General features: G+C 64.3%; 17 protein-coding genes. 11 read left to right on the top strand and 6 right to left on the bottom strand.

The genetic code is table 11. The features are described from left to right. The first annotated feature begins 68 nt into the window (after positions 1-68). From F2P44_RS12675 to F2P44_RS12640, 8 genes are all read left to right on the top strand, one after another. Positions 69-299, top strand: coding sequence for a helix-turn-helix transcriptional regulator (locus F2P44_RS12675; RefSeq protein WP_167087050.1), 231 nt, complete (start codon positions 69-71; stop codon positions 297-299). Continuing rightward, positions 296-859 carry a hypothetical protein gene (locus F2P44_RS12670; protein WP_167087049.1) on the top strand — a complete coding sequence of 188 codons (564 nt, stop codon included), beginning with the start codon at positions 296-298 and terminating at the stop codon, positions 857-859. Before F2P44_RS12675 ends, F2P44_RS12670 begins: the two co-directional genes overlap by 4 nt. After that, on the top strand, positions 856-1,146 hold the full coding sequence (locus F2P44_RS12665; RefSeq protein WP_167087048.1) for a hypothetical protein: 291 nt from the start codon (positions 856-858) through the stop codon (positions 1,144-1,146). Before F2P44_RS12670 ends, F2P44_RS12665 begins: the two co-directional genes overlap by 4 nt. A gap of 14 nt (positions 1,147-1,160) precedes the next feature. Next, a complete protein-coding gene (locus tag F2P44_RS12660) occupies positions 1,161-3,407 on the top strand; it encodes an AAA family ATPase (protein WP_167087047.1) in 2,247 nt (748 codons plus the stop codon). Next, positions 3,404-3,871, top strand: coding sequence for a hypothetical protein (locus F2P44_RS12655; RefSeq protein ID WP_167087046.1), 468 nt, complete (start codon positions 3,404-3,406; stop codon positions 3,869-3,871). Before F2P44_RS12660 ends, F2P44_RS12655 begins: the two co-directional genes overlap by 4 nt. Continuing rightward, positions 3,864-4,157 carry a hypothetical protein gene (locus F2P44_RS12650; protein ID WP_167087045.1) on the top strand — a complete coding sequence of 98 codons (294 nt, stop codon included), beginning with the start codon at positions 3,864-3,866 and terminating at the stop codon, positions 4,155-4,157. Before F2P44_RS12655 ends, F2P44_RS12650 begins: the two co-directional genes overlap by 8 nt. A 145-nt stretch (positions 4,158-4,302) precedes the next feature. Then, complete coding sequence (locus tag F2P44_RS12645; protein ID WP_167087044.1) at positions 4,303-4,953, top strand: HK97 family phage prohead protease; 651 nt, start codon at positions 4,303-4,305, stop codon at positions 4,951-4,953. Then, entirely contained in the window at positions 4,950-6,122 is a 1,173-nt protein-coding gene (locus tag F2P44_RS12640) for a phage major capsid protein (protein WP_167087043.1), read from the top strand. Before F2P44_RS12645 ends, F2P44_RS12640 begins: the two co-directional genes overlap by 4 nt. Before the next feature lie 826 nt (positions 6,123-6,948). Here F2P44_RS12640 and F2P44_RS12635 read toward each other — a convergent pair. Together F2P44_RS12635 and F2P44_RS12630 are read right to left on the bottom strand one after the other, a co-directional pair. Next, positions 6,949-7,161: a hypothetical protein gene (locus F2P44_RS12635; protein ID WP_167087042.1), complete on the bottom strand. Its 213-nt coding sequence runs from the start codon at positions 7,159-7,161 to the stop codon at positions 6,949-6,951. 23 nt (positions 7,162-7,184) lie between these two features. Beyond that, on the bottom strand, positions 7,185-8,465 hold the full coding sequence (locus tag F2P44_RS12630) for an SGNH/GDSL hydrolase family protein (RefSeq protein WP_167087041.1): 1,281 nt from the start codon (positions 8,463-8,465) through the stop codon (positions 7,185-7,187). 109 nt (positions 8,466-8,574) lie between these two features. On the opposite strand from F2P44_RS12630, the gene F2P44_RS12625 reads away from it, so the two are divergent. Then, complete coding sequence (locus F2P44_RS12625) at positions 8,575-9,489, top strand: LysR family transcriptional regulator (RefSeq protein ID WP_167087040.1); 915 nt, start codon at positions 8,575-8,577, stop codon at positions 9,487-9,489. A 9-nt stretch (positions 9,490-9,498) separates the two neighbouring features. Here F2P44_RS12625 and F2P44_RS12620 read toward each other — a convergent pair whose 3' ends face one another. The 4 genes from F2P44_RS12620 to F2P44_RS12605 form a co-directional block, all read right to left on the bottom strand. Then, positions 9,499-9,843 carry a putative signal transducing protein gene (locus tag F2P44_RS12620; RefSeq protein WP_167087039.1) on the bottom strand — a complete coding sequence of 115 codons (345 nt, stop codon included), beginning with the start codon at positions 9,841-9,843 and terminating at the stop codon, positions 9,499-9,501. Between the two features lie 89 nt (positions 9,844-9,932). After that, a complete protein-coding gene (locus F2P44_RS12615; RefSeq protein ID WP_167087038.1) occupies positions 9,933-11,084 on the bottom strand; it encodes a CaiB/BaiF CoA transferase family protein in 1,152 nt (383 codons plus the stop codon). Positions 11,085-11,096: 12 nt separating this feature from the next. Then, positions 11,097-12,239 carry an acyl-CoA dehydrogenase family protein gene (locus F2P44_RS12610; protein WP_441295292.1) on the bottom strand — a complete coding sequence of 381 codons (1,143 nt, stop codon included), beginning with the start codon at positions 12,237-12,239 and terminating at the stop codon, positions 11,097-11,099. Between the two features lie 5 nt (positions 12,240-12,244). Then, complete coding sequence (locus tag F2P44_RS12605; protein ID WP_167087037.1) at positions 12,245-13,429, bottom strand: lipid-transfer protein; 1,185 nt, start codon at positions 13,427-13,429, stop codon at positions 12,245-12,247. A gap of 102 nt (positions 13,430-13,531) precedes the next feature. On the opposite strand from F2P44_RS12605, the gene F2P44_RS12600 reads away from it, so the two are divergent. Together F2P44_RS12600 and F2P44_RS12595 are read left to right on the top strand one after the other, a co-directional pair. Continuing rightward, positions 13,532-14,167: a TetR/AcrR family transcriptional regulator gene (locus F2P44_RS12600; protein WP_167087036.1), complete on the top strand. Its 636-nt coding sequence runs from the start codon at positions 13,532-13,534 to the stop codon at positions 14,165-14,167. A 63-nt stretch (positions 14,168-14,230) separates the two neighbouring features. Then, entirely contained in the window at positions 14,231-15,943 is a 1,713-nt protein-coding gene (locus F2P44_RS12595) for a cation:proton antiporter domain-containing protein (RefSeq protein ID WP_167087035.1), read from the top strand. Positions 15,944-15,965 lie beyond the last annotated feature (22 nt).

The raw sequence follows: 15,965 nt of genomic DNA, 5'->3' as shown, positions 1-15,965 counted from the left end.
AAGCTTCAATCGCTAACCTTTGCATCAATCCGCTGAATCACGGCGGCAACATGCAAAGGTAGGCAACCATGGCACATTCGACCGCAGAACTTAGCAAGACCCTTCCAGTTGACGGCATGAGCCGCTGGAATCAGATCGCCCCCTTCTCGCCATTCAGCCGCGAGAAATTCCGCCAACTTGTTATTGCAGGCAAAGCGCCCCCAGCTCACCGCCTGTCGGAGCGCTGCACCGCGTATCAGAACCGTGAGCTGCACCGTTTCTTTGCCGATCCGGTGAATTACACGGCGGAAACTAAATGAGCGCCGCCAGCATGATTTACTTGACCGAGCACCCGTTGCCGGCCTATGCTGATCCTGTCGCGAAAAAAGAAGCGACCGAGTTTGACAGCTCGAACTACACACGGCGGACGACCGCCACAAGGCGGTATTTTTTCGTCCATACCATTGCGTCTCCTATGAGCGGCGATGGTGGGGAGGCTTCGGCCTGCCGGTTTCCCTGTGTACCGGTCTGTCAACCCTGCCATTTGCCGCTCACCCCGTTTGACAGCGGGTTGTGCGGTTCTACACCACACACGGAGGCAACCATGCCAGGCACCACCACATCCCAACATTCCCCATCATCCGTCGGCACCCTGTCCGTCGAGCAGCTTTTTCAAACCGCGTTCTACAACGGTCGCACGCCACGCAGCCAGGAATACAAGGCCGGCGCACGCATGGCGCTTGAGCACCGCATCGAGCGCAAGAACTTCGACATGCCGTATCAGGCGGGCACAGCCGCGGCTGATGCCTACTTCGCTGGTATCGAGGAAGGCAAGACTATCTGGCGCGCCGCTGTCGCAAAGATCGGCGGTGCAGCATGAACGCCCCTGTTGCGATGACATTCCCTGTGCCCCCTTACCGCTTCACTGGCGGCGACCTGGGCCTGAACAGCGACAGCGACCAAAAGCCGTGGATCTATTTCGTTGACAAGAACGGCGAGGAGTGGCTTGCCCATTCGGTCGAGTCGGTATTGCGTGTCATCGACCAGTTCCAAGAGACCGGACGCGGCGGACGTGAGCAGCTTCTCTGCGCCGCAGCCATCCACTACGGCATGGACGCGTACGCCCTGATCGACGGTCGAGACTTCCAACCACGGGCGGAGGCGTAACAATGCAAGCGACCATGACCAACATCGAGGCCGAGTTCGGCGCAGCAATGGCCGTCTACGACCTGGCGCCGGCCGAGATCATCGCGGACGGCAAGCGCCGCCGCTTTGATGCCGCCGACGACAAGAAAGGCAATAAATCAGCCTGGTACATCCTGCACGGCGATGGTGTGCCGGCTGGGGCATTCGGCAACTGGAAAACTGACCTGTCGGAGAAGTGGTGCGGTAAGTCTGACCAGAAAATGACGCCGATAGAGAATGCCGAATACCGGACGCGTATTGACAAGGCACGCCAGGAAGCCGAGCTGACCCGCTTACAGCTGGAAGCCGAAGCAGCGACCGCGTGCGTGCGCATCCTGGCCGGCGCGCATGACGCCACTGACGACAACCCCTATTGCGTGCGCAAAGGGATCAAGCCGTACGGGCTGAAAGAGGACAAGGACAAGCGCACCCTGATTGTGCCGATCCGTGACGCTGGCGGCGCAGTCACCAGTCTGCAATTCATCGCCAAGGACGGCACCAAGCGCTTCAAGTCGCACGGCAAGGTCAAGGGCTGCTATTACAGCTTCGGCGGCAAGCCTGTCGATACGCTGCTGGTCTGCGAAGGGTTCGCCACAGGTGCAAGCCTGTTCGCGGCCCTCGGCCATCCGGTAGCTGTCGCCTTCAACGCTGGCAACCTGGAGGCGGTGGCGCTGGCGCTGCGCGGCAAACTGCCAGGCGTCCAGATCATCCTATGCGCTGACAACGACCGGTTCAACACTGTCGGCAACGTGGGAGTGGAGAAAGCCAAGGCCGCAGCGCGCGCGGTCGGCGGCTGGCTCGCAGTGCCGGAGTTCGAATCCGACGAAGGAAACCCAACTGACTTCAACGACCTGGCCCAGCGCCAGGGCGACGAAGCGCTAGTCGAGGCGCTCTCAAAAGCTGTGTACTTCGAATTGCCAGCCCACCAGCCGGCACAGCCTCCAAGCATGCGCCCTACCGCTCCGCCCGAAAGCCGGGTGGTGAAAATCCGGTGTGGTAACGACATCAAGCCGCTGCCCATCACCTGGTTGTGGCCGGGCTGGCTCCCGGCCGGCAAACTGACGATCCTGGCTGGTGCGGCCGGCACCGGCAAGACCACGCTTGCATTGGCTCTTGCGGCGGTGCTGACATCTGGCGGGCGCTGGCCTGACGGTAGCCCGTGCCACCGTAAAGGCAATGTGTTGGTCTGGTCCAGTGAGGATGTGGCCGATGACACGCTGGTGCCCCGCCTGATCGCATCGGGTGCCGATCTGAACCGCTGTCACTTCATCGAGGGCATTGTTCACAACGGCGAGAGCGTGCCGTTCGATCCGTCGCAGGATATCCCGGAGCTGCACAGGGCCGTGGACCGCATTGGCGGGGTGTCACTGCTGATCATCGACCCGATTGTGTCGGCTGTCGCTGGCGACATGCACCGCGCCAACGATGTGCGCCGAAGCCTACAGGCGGTTGTGGACTTCGCAGAGGCTCATAGCTGCGCTGTCATCGGCATTACGCACTTTGCCAAGGGCGGCGCCGGCAAGTCGCCCCAGGACCGCGTAATCGGCTCCCAGGCGTTCGGCGCGCTGGCTCGCATGGTGTTGGTCACCGCAAAGGAAGAAGACAGCAGCCGGCGTGTTCTCGCCCGTGCTAAGTCGAACATCGCTCCGGATGATGGGGGCGTGTCGTACGGCCTAGCAATGGTAACGATTGATGGCGGTATTGAGGCGACTCACGCTGTATGGGAAGGCACTATCGAGGGGACTGCACGGGAGATTTTGGGCGAGGTCGAGCATGACGAAAACGGTGACGGCGGCGGCAAGGCGGATGCAGAACAATTCCTGTCTGATCTGCTGGTTGATGGCCCGATATCGACCAAGCAGGTGAAAGCCGATGCTGCCGGGGCCGGTTACTCCTGGCGCACGATCGAGCGAGCAAAACGCGATCTTGGCATCGAGGCGGTGAAGGTCGGGATGAAGGAAGGTTGGCAATGGTTTCTTCCGAAGACCGCCAAAAACTCCGAAGACCGCCACACAAATAATGTGACGGTCTTCGGTAAAAATGGCGGTCTTCGTGGCGGTCTTCGGGAAACCACCGATCAACAGCCCGACCCCGAAGACCCGTTCGGGACCACGAAATTACTTAGAGGCAATCCACAAGAAACACAAGAATCCACAGAAATTGAGTGTGTTTCTTGTGTTTCTTGTCCGGATTCTTGTGACACGACGACCGACCAAGAATCCACCGTCGAGGTGTCGATATGAACCCGCAAGCACTGATCGACAGCTGCAAAGCGGTCGGCGTTTCCGTCCACCTGGCCGGTGATGGCCTCAAGCTTCGCGGCACGGCCGAAGCCGTCAATGCGGTATCCGCAAAGGTCCGGGCTAACAAGGCGGCGCTGCTGGCGCACCTGTCGGCCAGCTCCGCCATCGACCTGGTGGCCGAGTTCATGGAGGTTGACGGCTTGACCCGGACCGAAGCCGAGGCCATGGCGGCAATCTCCGTCCAACCGCGCACGCCCGCCGTCTGGCTGGGCCTGATCGCTGAATTGAACACGTTGATTGCGACGTACTGCGACAGCGCCCAGGTCAGCCAAGAGGCCAAGCAGCGCCTACACGCCGTCGCCGCTTCCCAAAGCCTGGCAAGCATCCCCACAGCAATCGAATGGTTCCGCGCCGAGCTGCGCACCCTGAACGCATCCACCCTACTGAAAGCACAAAATGACTGACAAGTTTATCCCCGCCGCAAACGCCGCCGACCTGTCCGCCCAGTGCGCCGCATTGGTCCGCGCATCCGGCACGTTGATGCACACCCTCATGGTCGACCTTGGCCTGGAAAAGCAGGAGGGTCTTAACCGCTTGCTGGCCGGTGGCGGGCGCGTCGGCATCGAAATCACGATCGACCGCCACGGCTCTAACCAGATCAGCCTGGTTGCTGTCGAGCGCGAAGGAACGCATCGCACCCTGGCGACCGTGCAAACCATCGGAAATGGTGTCACCGGAGTTGCGAATTGATCAGGAGTAACGTAAACTTACGGTCAGTGATCGAGCTTGCGGGATGCAAGCCCGGTCCACTTCAACAGCAGCGCGGGATGCCTGCCGAAGTCAAATCGACACCTTCAACGGTGTTCAATTTCGCTCGGACTAAAGGATCCACATAATGTCGCTATCTCACTCTCTACCACTCCTGGAAGTACGCTCGCAGGCCGAAGGAATCGTCACAGGTTACGCCTCCGTTTTCGGCGGTATCGACTCGTACGGGGACCAAGTTGCCAAGGGCGCTTTCGGCGCCTCACTGGCACACCACCGCGCCCATGGCACCGCCCCAGTCATGCTGTGGGCGCACAAAGCCGACACGCCAATCGGGCGATGGGTCGAAATATCCGAGGACTCACGCGGGCTTCTGGTAACCGGACAGATCAACCTCAAGACGACTGCCGGCCAGCAAGCTTTTGAGCACCTTCGTGCTGGCGATATCACGGGCCTGAGCATCGGCTACCGGGTCGTCAAAGGTGGCGCCAAGATGCGAGAAGGGGTCAACGTCCTGACCGCTATCGACCTGGCGGAAATCTCAGTGGTATCCGTGCCTGCCGATTCGTCGGCCCGGATCAGCGAAGTGAAAGCAGCAGGGATCAAGCCGACCACACTCCGAGCCTTTGAAAAGGCAATGGAGCAAATCGGGTTCTCACGAAGCGAAGCACGGCACATCGCCGCCAAGGGATTTTCCCTGTCTGGCGAGCCCGACCCATCGAACGAAATCATCGCGGCACTCAAAGCCGCCACTCAACAATTTACGAAAGCATCCCAATGAAAACTCAGAACACCACCACCACGCCCCTGCTGACCAAATCCTACGGCGACCAGCACGGCGGCGCCGGCGACGTGGCCCAGGCCATCACCGAGCTGACCAAGTCGGCAAACGCACGCATCGACGCAACCGCCGCCGAGCTCAAGGAATTCAAACAAGAGACGAGCGCCCAAATCATGGAGCTTGAGCAGAAGGGCGCGCGACGCCAAGGCGGTGAGGATAGCGGCACCCCATCGGTAAGCTCTCTCGTACTCAAGAGCGACGGCCTGAGTATGCTGCGCGATAGTTCGATCAAGAACCTGCGCATCTCCGTTAAGGGATTCGAGCTGGGTCAGAAGGCAACCGTGACCAGTAGCGCGGTGCGCGTCCAGGCCGCACGTGACACCGAGATTTATGGAACCATGGGGCGCCGCACTGCCGTTCGTGACCTGCTGATTACCCGACCGACCACAGCGGCCAGCATCGAATACCTCAAGGGTGTTCGCACTGGCGCCGCAGCGGTCCAAGTAGTCGAAGGTGACACCAAATCGGAAATCGGCCTGAACATCGCGCTCGAGTCCGCGCCCGTCCGCACCATCGCGGTATGGATCCCAGCCTCGCGCCAGGCTCTCGATGATGAAGTGATGCTGGCCGACTACATCGACACTGAGCTGCGCGATGCTCTCCAACTTGCCGAGGATGCTCAACTCCTGAAAGGCACCGGCACCGGCGCCAACATCATGGGCATGTGGACTGTGGCGACAGGCTACATTCGTCACGTTACTGGTGACACCCCAAGCGACACACTGCGCCGTGCAATCACCCAGGTGCAGCTGGCGCGGGGCGTGGCCACTGGCATCGTCATCAATCCGATCGGCCTGGAGCGCCTCGAGCTGGACAAGGATAAGGAAGGCCGCTACCAGTTCTCGTACAACGTGACCGATGACAACGGCCGCGCCAGCGTGTGGCGTGTGCCTGTCGTGGTCACCGACGTGATGGGGGAAACAGAGTTCATGGTAGGGGACTTCGCCCGCGCTGCACGGCTGTACGACCGCCAGCAGGCCACTGTCGAAATCGCTACCCAACATGCGGACTACTTCACCCGCAACCTGTTGGCGATCCTGGCCGAAGAGCGTTTGGCTCTGACCGTCAACCGTCCTGAAGTGCTGATCAAGGGCGTGTTCCTCCCATAACGTGGCAGCAGGGCGTAACTCATGAGTGGCCCGCACGACAAACCATGAGACCTGCAGGACGTCATCCTTGCGGCTGATGCAGGACTGGCCCAGCCTCACACGCTGGGCCTTTTTGCGTCCGGCGCCAGGTGCGCAGAGGGTCAGACTTAGAATCCAACCCTTGCCAGAGGGGGGGCGTCGAGACTGGCGGAAGGTCACCCACACAGGACCGCTCCGACCCTCGATGCGCACAACCGCGAATTGAGAATATTTTTCTGGAACGGCACCTGCCGCCAGAATCAGACCCAGAGTGGGGGCATCGAAACTCTGCACGGCCACGCAGAACAGGACCGCGCTCTCCCTCGAATTTAACGCTAACCCACAAAACGCCAGGCCCCCGAATCGGGGTTCTCGATCCCCTGGCCGGCAACCAGCAGCGTTGTGCGCGCGCGTACGCGAGGGGGCGGGTCGAAAGTCTGGGGTGATTTTCCCTGGACACCCCTAGTTCCCTCACGCGCAGAACTTTTCCCCTATTTCAAAGGATTCAGCAAATGGCAGGCGAAAAATTAGTCTGCCGCCATGGGAGAAGTGCCCTGATCCGGGGCATTTGATTTTGGTAAAATCAAGTTCTCCACACAAGGGTTAAGAAAGAATATTTGGGGGCAGATTTAGGGGCAGAAACCGTGCTGGAATATGCGAGAGTGAGTGCCAGTGCGGCTTACAGGCCACAATCCGAGTCCACCTATCCCACCACGAACACGGCAAATAACGATTTGCCTTAAAACCCCTGAGACCTCAACCGCTCAGGGGTTTTTTTACGTTGATTCGCCCGCTGGCATCCGGCTCCCTAGGAAAAATTCATGGGACCGCCCTCGCTGTCGATGATGGCGCTCAGGCGCGCCAGGGCGGCGGCATCGCCCACGAACACGTACAGCACGGGGTCGGTGCCGTCGATCGGCATGCACAGCGCTTCGGTCCGGTTATGGTCGAGCACGTTAAGCGCGGCGGTTTGCAGGTCGCGCATCAGCTTTTTGTTGCGCGCTTCAAAAAAATCGTTCATGGGCAACTCCTTGGCAGGTGATTTCATCTCCTTGGACGCCTCCCGGTGCCATCTGGTTCAGCGCGGCGCTCGCTTTTTCCCATCAGCTCGCTCAAATCGAGCGCATGTGCCAGCGCGCGGTAGCCGCCGTCACCCGGATGCAAATGGTCGCCGGAGTCGTATTCGGCCCGCATGCGCGCATGCCGCGCAGGATCGCGCAGCGCCGCATCGGCATCGAACACGGCATCAAATTCGCCGCCGCTGACGATCCAGCGGTTCACGCGCAGGCGCACCGCTTCCTTGGCAGGACTGTAATGACCTTCGAAAGGCGTGCCGGCCAGCGCCCCCTCGAACGGCGTGATCGTGGCGCCGACGATGCGCACATTGTGCGCGCGGGCGCGCGCGATCAGCTGGCGCAAGGCGGTGATGACCTGCTCGGCGCTCATGGCTGTATCGTGCGGCGCGAACGGGCTGCCGGGCCAGCCGATGTCGTTAATGCCCATCATGACGATCACGCTGGCCACGCCGGGCTGCGCCAGCACATCCTGGTCGAAGCGCGCCAGCGCATTGGCGCCCATGCGGTCCCCCAGCAGGCGTGCGCCGGAAATCCCGGCGTTGACGACGCCCACGCCGGCCGGCGCCAGGCGCTGCGCCAGCACGTCGGTCCAGCGCCGGTCCTGGTCGGGCGAGGAGCCATTGCCGTCGGTGATCGAGTCGCCCAGCACCACCACACTGCGCGCAGCGGCAGGCGCCTCGACCAGCACCGCGTTCAGGAACGCGCGGCCCGCAAAACGCGCTGCCGCCGGCAGGTCGGGCGCCGCCGTGGCATTGCCGCGTGCCAGATACGGCGTTTGCTGCGCGCCCCAGTGAAAAGTCGATACCGGCGTGGGCGCCGGGTAGTAGGTCGTGATGGCCAGCCGGGCCAACGCGCCGGCGGGCAGGTCGACCGGATCGCTGACCAGCACCGCACCAGGCGCCGCGCTGGCGTGGGCACTGCCGCCGAAGGTCACCGCGCGGCTGCTGCCCGCTACCACGGCGGCGCCGTCGCCGGCCAGGCCAACCCGCATCTCGCCCACTTGCAGCGGCGTCGCGCCATGGCGGTTCGACAGCACGATGCGCAGGCGCCGCCCGCCCACGCTCAGCCTCACTACATCGCGTACCGACTGCCGCTCGAACGACGCCGGCACCCCGACCGGCAGGATGAAGCTGTCGTCCCAGCGCGCCTGGGGACTGGCGCCCCAGCTGGCAACCCAGCGGTGTGGACTCGCGGCCGCAGCCTGAACGCACAACATGAACAGCACCGGCAATGTTCGCCATATCGACATGGTATTTCTCCTTTGAGTGAAGTAGCCGCTCAAGGTAGGCCATTCCATCCAGCGCTGGTAGACGGGTAAATCGACTATCATCCATTCCAATATGGAATAAGGAGCGATGATGGATACCCTGCGCCTGATGCACCTGTTCACCCGCGCGGTCGACCTGGGCAGCCTGTCGGCAGTGGCACGCGAATCCGGCACCACGCAGCCGACGGTCAGCAAGGCGATCAACGCGCTGGAGGCGCATGTGGGCGTGCGCCTGCTCGAACGCAGCACCACCGGCCTGCTGGCGACGGCCGAAGGCCTGCGCTTCCACGAGCGCGCCCGGCGCCTGCTCGACGAGTACGACGATGCGCTGGCGGACGTGCGCGGCCATGCGCGGCAAGCGCAGGGCCTGCTGCGCGTGAACGCTCCGGTGGCGCTGGGCCAGTTTCATCTGAACGCGCTGGCGCAGGAATTCCTGGCACTGCATCCGGATATCGAGATCGAACTCATTCTCGACGACCGCTTCGTCGACCTGGTCGGCGATGGCGTGGACGTGGCCGTGCGCCTGGGCGGGCCGCTGCCGCCCGATGCCGTGGCCCGCACGATTGCCGCATCACCGCGCTCGCTGCTGGCGGCGCCCGCCTATCTGGCGCGGCACCCACGCATCAAGCTGCCGGACGACCTGGCGCGGCACGATTTTCTCCGCTTTGCGTGGCTGGCCACGGGCGACGAGATGGCGCTGCAGCGCGGTGCGGAAGTAGTGAAGGTGACGACGCGCGGGCGCTATCGGGTCAATAACGCGCTGGCGATTCGCGACAGCCTGCTGGCCGGCGCCGGAATCGGCCTGTGTCCGCACTGGCTGGTGCACGACCTGGTGCAGGCAGGCCAGTTGGTGCGCGTGCTGCCGGCGTGGAGCGGCACGCCGCAGCAGGTGGCGCTGGTGTATCCGTCCAGGCGCTACCAGCCGGCGCGCGCACGCCTGTTCATGGACTTCCTGGCACAGCGCATCGGCGCCCTGCCAGGATGGATGGCGACGGTCGACCGCTAGCGCTGGCGCCTAGGCGGACGGGCCGACGTCGGCGTCGTCGCTCAGGGTGAAATCGCCATGCTCGCGCGCGGCCAGCAGGTCCTGGGCCTGCTGCAGGTATTCGGCCGGTGCCAGCACACGCACGCCGCCCATGGCCGGCAGCAGGAACTGGTTGGCCTGGGCCAGGTTGGCGTCGGCCACGACGGCGGGAATGCCCTCGGCGACCAGGAAGCCGCGCACCAGGTGCGCATCGGTCGGCGTGAAGAAGGTCGCGACGATGAACAGGTCGCGTCCCGGAATCGCCTGCGCTTCCGCCGTGCCATCGGCCGTGTCGTCCCCGGGGAAGGAATCGGGGCCGTTCAGGGTATCTTGCATGATGCCTCCGCATGGTGTTTGACTATGACGATCTTACTCCTGATCGCCGCCGATGCCGGTTAATCCGGCCACACACGCGCAACATCCGATTAAATGACTCCCTGGGCCGCCAGGCTGGCAATCGCGGCGTCATCCCAGCCCCAGTCCATCAGTACCGCCGCGCTGTGCTGGCCAGGATAGGCCGGGGCACCGCCCAGTTCCGGCACCGTGCGCGAAAAGCGCGGGGCCGGCGCCGGCTGCATCACGCCGTCGACCTCCACGAAGCTGGCGCGGGCGGCGTTGTGCGGATGCAGGGGCGCTTCGTCCAGGTCGAGCACGGGCGCGAAGCACGCGTCGGTCCCTTCCATCAGCGCGCACCACTCGTCACGCGTGCGCCGCGCAAACAGCGCCGCCAGTTTGTCGCTGAGCAGGGGCCAGCTGGCCGGGTCCATCTGGGCGTCGAAGGCCGGATCGTCGGCGCCGGCGAGCTTGAGCAGCAGGGCGTAGAACTGCGGCTCGATCGCGCCCACCGAAACGAACTTGCCGTCGGCGCAGGCGTAGGTATCGTAGAAATGGGCACCGCCGTCGAGCAGGTTGGCCTCGCGCCGGTCGCTCCAGCCGCCCTGCGCGCGCAGGCCGTACATCATGGCGCCGAGCAGCGCGGCGCCGTCGGTCATGGCGGCGTCGATCACCTGGCCCTTGCCCGAACCGCGCGCTTCCAGCACGGCGCAGACCACGCCGAAGGCGAGCATCATCCCTCCCCCGCCGAAGTCGCCCACCAGGTTCAGGGGCGGCGCCGGCGGCGCATCGGCGCGGCCCATCGCGTGCAGCATGCCGGTCAGGGCGATGTAGTTGATGTCGTGCCCCGCCGCCTGCGCCAGCGGGCCAGTCTGACCCCAGCCGGTGACGCGCCCGTACACCAGCGCGGCGTTGCGCGCCAGGCAGGCGTCCGGTCCCAGGCCGAGACGTTCCATCACGCCGGGGCGGAAGCCTTCGAGCACGACGTCGGCTTTGGATATCAGGTCCAGCGCGATCGCTTGCGCGGCCGGCTGCTTGAGGTCCAGCGCCAGCGAACGCCGTCCGCGCGCCAGCACGTCGTACTTGGTGCCCAGCATTGGGAACGGGGTGGCCGCGCCGGGCGCGGTCTTGCGCTCGATGCGGATCACTTGCGCGCCCATGTCGGCCAACATCATGGCGGCGAACGGACAGGGTCCTAGGCCGGCCATTTCGATCACTTTGATTCCTGCCAGCGGTCCTGCCATGGTGGTGCACTCCTAAAGTGAACGGGCGATGATTTCCTTCATGATCTCATTGGCGCCGCCGTAGATGCGCTGCACGCGCGCGTCCACGTACATCTGGGCGATCGGGTATTCGAGCATGTAGCCGTAGCCGCCAAAGAGCTGCACGCACTGGTCGATCACCTTGCATTGCAGGTCCGAGATCCAGTATTTGGCCATCGAGGCGGTCACCGTGTCCATCCGGCCGGCGATGGTCTCGGCGATACAGCGGTCGATGAAGATGCGCGCAATCGTGGCCTCGGTCTTGATTTCGGCCAGCACGAAGCGCGTGTTCTGCATCTCGATCAGCGCCTGGCCGAAAGCACGCCGCTCGCGCGTGTGGTCGATTGTCAGGCGCAGCGCGCGTTCGATGGCGGCCACGCCGGCGACGCCGAGAATGGTGCGTTCGTACGGCAGCTCGGTCATCAGCTGGGCGAAGCCCTGGCCCTCGGCGCCGCCCAGCACATTGTCCAGCGCCACATGGGCGTTATCAAAAAACAGCTCGCAGGTGTCCTGGCCCTTTTGCCCGACCTTTTCCAGGATGCGGCCGACGCGAAAGCCCGGGTTCTCCTTCGTTTCCATCAGCAGCAGCGAGACGCCCTTGGCGCCCGCGTCGGCATCGGTCTTGACCACCACCACGACCAGGTCGGCCAGGTAGCCGTTCGAGATGAAGGTCTTGGAGCCGTTCACCTTGTAGCCGTCGGCCGTCTTGACGGCGGTGGTGCGGATGCCTTTCAGGTCGGAGCCGGCGCCTGGCTCTGACATGGCGATCGCCGCCACCATCTCGCCGCTGGCCAGCTTGGGCAGGTACTTGAGCTTTTGCGCTTCGGTGCCCTGGTTCAGCAGGTAATGGGCGACGATGGCGTGCACGTGGATGCCGAAGGCCATGTCGCCGCAATAGCCCAGTTCCTCGAACACGATGGCCTGGTGCGCGAAGCTGCCGCCCGAACCGCCGTACTGCTCAGGGATGTCGGCGCACAGGATGCCCATGGCGCCGCCCTTGTGCCACAGGTCGCGGTCGACGTGCTGCTGCTCGCGCCAGCGCTGCTGGTGCGGCGCCACTTCGCCGTCCACGAAGCGGCGCACGGCGTCGCGAAAGCCGTCCAGTTCGGGCGTCATCCAGGGCGATGCGGAGTGCATATCCATCATGCCGCCCGGTACATGGTGACCACGCAGGCGCCGCCCAGGCCCAGATTGTGCTGCAGGGCGATGCGGGCGCCGTCGACCTGGCGCGCCCCGGCGCTGCCGCGCAACTGGTGGGTCAGCTCGTAGCACTGGGCCAGGCCGGTGGCGCCGAGCGGGTGCCCTTTCGAGAGCAGGCCGCCGGACGGATTGGTGACGACCTTGCCGCCGTAGGTGTTGTCGCCGTCGTTGATGAATTTGTCGGCGCCGCCCTCGGGACACAGGCCCAGCGCCTCGTAGGTGATCAGTTCATTGTGGGCGAAGCAGTCGTGCAGTTCGACCACATCGAGCTCGCCCGGGCCGATGCCGGCCTGCGCGTACACCTTGTCGGCGGCGGCGCGGCTCATGTCGTAGCCGACCAGGCGCATCATGTCGCCCGACTCGAACGTGCCGGGACGGTCGGTGGTCATGGCTTGCGCGGCGATATACACATTCGCCTTCAGGCCGCGCTTTTTCGCGAAGTCTTCCGATACCAGCACCGCCGCGGCGGCGCCGCAGGTGGGCGGGCAGGCCATCAGGCGCGTCATCACACCCGGCCAGATCATCGGCGCGTCCAGCACGTCCTGGGTGGTCACTTCCTTGCGGAACAGCGCCAGCGGATTGTTCACGGCGTGGCGGCTGGCCTTGGCGCGGATTTTGGCAAAGGCGTCGAACGGGGTGCCGTATTTTTTCATGTGGGCCAGGCCGGCGCCGCCGAAGTAGCGCAGCGCCAGCGGAAGGTCGGGCATGCCGACCAGTTCATCGGTCACGGCATCGAACGGCTCGAACGGGCTGGGACGGTCGGCGAACACGGAACCGAGCGCGCCCGGGCTCATTTGCTCGAAGCCGAGGACCAGCACGCATTCGGCGGCGCCGCTGGCAATGGCCTGGCGGGCCAGGAACAGGGCGGTCGATCCGGTCGAGCAGTTGTTATTCACGTTGACGATCGGGATGCCGCTCATGCCGACCTGGTACAGCGCCTTCTGGCCGCTGGTCGAGTCGCCGTACACGTAGCCGGCATAGGCTTGCTCGATGTCGTCGTAGGCCACGCCGGCGTCGTCGAGCGCCTGGCGCGCCGCCATGGCGCCCATCTGGTCGTATGGCGCGCTGGCGCCCGGCTTGGCGAACGGGATCATGCCCACGCCAGTGACAAATACGTTGCGGCTCATGCGCGTCTCCTGAGATGTTTTATGAACTAGGTCGCTCGACCTAGTGCACCGATTATAGGTCAGCCGACCTGCTTTGCATAGCGCCATGCGATAATCCGTCCCATGTCCAGTACCGTCGCCAGCGCCCTCAAACACAAAGCCTCCGTCACCACCGAAAAAGGGTTGGGACGGGCCCACGATATCCTGCGCGCGGCGCGCACCCTGCTCGCAGCCGAGGGCTATGCCGGGCTGTCGATGCGCAGGGTGGCACAGGAGGTGGGCATCAGCCTCTCGAACGTGCAGCACTACTACCAGAGCAAGGATGCGCTGCTCGAAGCGCTGCTGCTCTATACGATGGACCTGTTCCAGTCGAAGATGGATTCGATTTCGGCGGCCATGACGAGCGCCTCGCGCCTGGACCAGTTTTTCTCGACCTGCGACATGTTCCTCGACGAGATCACCGACCCGGTGACGCATGCGATCTTCTTCGAGATCTGGGCCCTGGCCTCGCGCAATGCCTTCGCATCGAGCCTGATGGATACCATGATGGCACGCGAGCGCAAGGCCATCTTCAAGCTCATTCGCGGCCTCAATCCCGCCATCGGCGACGACGAATACCGCCAGCGCGCGATCCTGATGGTGGCGCAGATCGAAGGCCTGATGCTGTTCCGGCTCGATAAATCCGGACGGCGCGCCGAATTCCTGGCGGTGCGCGCCTCGGTGCGCAAGGTGCTGCTGGCGCTGGCCACGGTGCCGTAGGCGTCTTTACAGAGGCATGTACCCTATACTGGGAGCTCCGTCCATCACGAGGAGAGCGTCCGTATGCACCACAACATCAGCCTGATCACCACCATCGCCGCCGCACTTGGCTTCGGCCTCATATTCGGCATGATCGCCGTGCGCTTCAAGCTGCCGGCGCTGGTCGGCTACCTGGCCGCCGGGATCGTGATCGGGCCGGCCACGCCGGGCTTCGTTGCCGACGTGGCGCTGGCCGGGCAACTGGCCGAAATCGGCGTGATGCTCCTGATGTTCGGGGTTGGCCTGCACTTCTCGCTGGACGACCTGATGGAAGTGCGCGCCATCGCGCTGCCCGGGGCCGTGCTGCAGATCGGCGCGGCCACCGGCATGGGGATCGGCATGGCGCACCTGTGGGGCTGGAGCCTGGGCGCGGGGCTGGTGTTCGGGCTGGCGCTGTCGGTGGCCAGCACGGTGGTGCTGCTGCGCGCGCTGGAAGACCTGGGCATCCTCGATTCGATCAACGGCCGCATCGCGGTCGGCTGGCTGGTGGTCGAGGACCTGGTGACGGTGCTGATGCTGGTGATGCTGCCGGCGCTGGCCGGTGCCTTGGGCGGAACAGGCCCGGATGGCGCCGCCGCCGCTGCGGACGCGAACATCTGGAAAACCTTGGGGCTAACCCTGGGCCAGGTTGCCGCCTTCATTGTGTTCATGCTGGTGGTCGGGCGCAAGCTGTTCCCGTGGTTCTTGTGGCGCGTGGCGCGCACCGGCTCGCGCGAACTGTTTACGCTGGCCGTCGTCGCCACGGCGGTGGGCATCGCCTATGGTTCGTCGGAGCTGTTTGGGGTGTCGTTCGCGCTGGGCGCGTTCTTTGCCGGGATGGTGCTGCGCGAGTCACCCCTGAGCCACCGCGCCGCCGAGGAATCGCCGCCGCTGCGCGATGCATTTTCGGTGCTGTTCTTCGTCTCGGTCGGCATGCTGGCCGATCCGATGGTGCTGGTCGAGAGCCCGCTAAGGGTGCTGGCGGTGGTCGGCGTGATCATGTTCGGCAAGTCGCTGGTGGCGTTCGCGCTGGTGATCGCGCTGCGCTATCCGCTCAATACCGCGCTGACGGTGTCGGCCAGCCTGGCGCAGATCGGCGAGTTCTCGTTCATCCTGGCGGCGCTGGGCATGGCGCTCGGCTTGCTGCCGAAAGAGGGCCAGAGCCTGATCCTGGCTGGAGCGATTATTTCGATCGCGCTCAATCCGCTGCTGTTCAAGACGATCGAGCCGCTGCAGCGCTGGCTGCGCGGCAAGTCGGACGCGGCGCGCAAGCTGGAACGTTCGACCGATCCGCTGGCCGAGCTGCCGATGTCGGTGCCGCAGGAGCGCCTGAGCGGCCAGGTGGTGCTGGTCGGGTACGGGCGGGTCGGACGCATGATCGCCGATGCGCTCATGGCGCAGGGCGTGCATATCGTGGTGGCGGAGCAGAACCGCGAGCTGGTCGACCAGCTGCGCAAGCGCGATATCGCGGCGGTGGCGGGCAACGCGGCGGAACCGGCGGTGCTGATCCAGGCGCATATCGCGCGCGCGGCCTTGCTGGTGATTGCCACGCCCGATACCTTCCATGTGCGTGCCATGATCGAGACGGCACGCGCGCTCAATCCGGGGATTCGCACGCTGGTGCGCACGCATAACGAGGAAGAGGCGCAATTGCTGCGCAAGGAGACCGGCAGCCAGGTGTTCGTCGGGGAGCGCGAGCTGGCGCGCAGCATGGCGGAGCGGGTCGGCGTGGAACTGGCGGGGGTGAAGCCGCATTAACAACTAGCTCGTCGTTCCCGCG

Origin of the sequence: Massilia frigida, from assembly GCF_011682175.1 — a bacterium.
Classification (GTDB): Bacteria; Pseudomonadota; Gammaproteobacteria; order Burkholderiales; family Burkholderiaceae_D; genus Telluria_A; species Telluria_A frigida.
This window is presented reverse-complemented; position numbering and strand designations above follow the sequence as displayed.